This window comes from Thiobacillus denitrificans, assembly GCF_001530125.1.
GTDB lineage: Bacteria > Pseudomonadota > Gammaproteobacteria > Burkholderiales > Thiobacillaceae > Thiobacillus > Thiobacillus denitrificans_C.
Genome location: NZ_LDUG01000086.1, coordinates 1 through 1,302 on the forward strand (window position 1 = coordinate 1; position 1,302 = coordinate 1,302).

General features: G+C 58.4%; 1 protein-coding gene. It reads left to right on the plus strand.

What is annotated here, in order from left to right:
• A partial coding sequence (locus tag ABW22_RS16545; RefSeq protein ID WP_193393324.1) for a chemotaxis protein CheW occupies nt 1-1,272 on the plus strand: 1,272 nt, incomplete at its 5' end.
• Between the last annotated feature and the right edge of the window lie 30 nt (nt 1,273-1,302).

Here is a 1,302-nt window from a genome sequence, read left to right on the forward strand (position 1 = left end):
GCTGATCTCCCTGTGGCGGCCATTGCCGTGCCTGCGCCGCAGGTTGCCGCCGTCGCCGCGCCCGCAGCAGCTGCAAATGCCAAAGAGTCCAATTCGATCCGGGTAGACGTTGAAAAGGTTGACCAGATCATCAATCTGGTGGGTGAACTGGTGATTACCCAGTCGATGTTGACGCAAACCGCATCGACGCTGGACCCGGTCCTGCACGAGCGCTTGCTGAGCGGCATGGGGCATCTGGAACGCAATGCGCGCGACCTGCAGGAATCGGTCATGTCCATCCGCATGATGCCGATGGACTACGTGTTCAGCCGCTTTCCGCGCCTGATACGCGACCTGTCGGCCAAGCTGGGCAAACAGGTGCAGCTGGTAACGGTTGGCAAAGAAACCGAGCTGGATAAAAGCCTGATCGAGCGCATCATTGACCCGATCACTCACCTGGTACGCAACAGCCTTGACCACGGCATTGAGACGCCGGAACAGCGCGCCTTCGCCGGCAAAGACCCGGTAGGCCAGTTGACGCTTTCAGCCCAGCATCAAGGCGGCAGCATCGTGATCGAGGTCAAGGACGATGGTGGTGGCCTGGTACGGGAAAAAATTCTGGCCAAGGCGAATCAGCAAGGCATGGCGATCAGCGAAACCGCCTCTGACGATGAGGTCTGGCAACTGATTTTTGCACCGGGTTTTTCGACGGCAGAAGCCGTTACCGACGTCTCCGGTCGTGGCGTCGGCATGGATGTGGTCAAGCGCAATATTCAGGAAATGGGTGGCCATGTTGAAATCGCTTCCACGCAAGGCAAGGGCACCAGGATCAGGATCGTGCTGCCCTTGACGCTGGCCATTCTCAATGGCATGTCGGTCAAGGTCGGTGGCGAGGTTTACATCCTGCCACTGAATTACGTCATCGAATCCTTGCAGCCGCATGCCAGGGATCTTCATGACATCACAGCCGATGAGCAGGTCATGCATGTGCGGGGCGAGTACCTGGCGCTGCTTGAATTGCACAAACTTTTCCAGGTCGCCGACGCGGTGCAGGACCCGACGCAGGGCATCGTGGTGATTGTGCAGGCCGAAGGAACGCGTTTTGCGCTGCTGGTGGATCAACTGGTGGGCCAGCATCAGGTGGTGGTGAAAAATCTTGAAACCAACTACCGCAAGGTGCCGGGGATTTCGGCCGCAACGATTCTGGGTGATGGCAATGTGGCCCTGATTATTGATGTGGCCGCGATGCAGCGGACGAATCGCGAAAAAGTAGCTCAGCTAAGGCAAGGCTGAACCAGTCCGCCCCCGCACCCAGAGCCACCA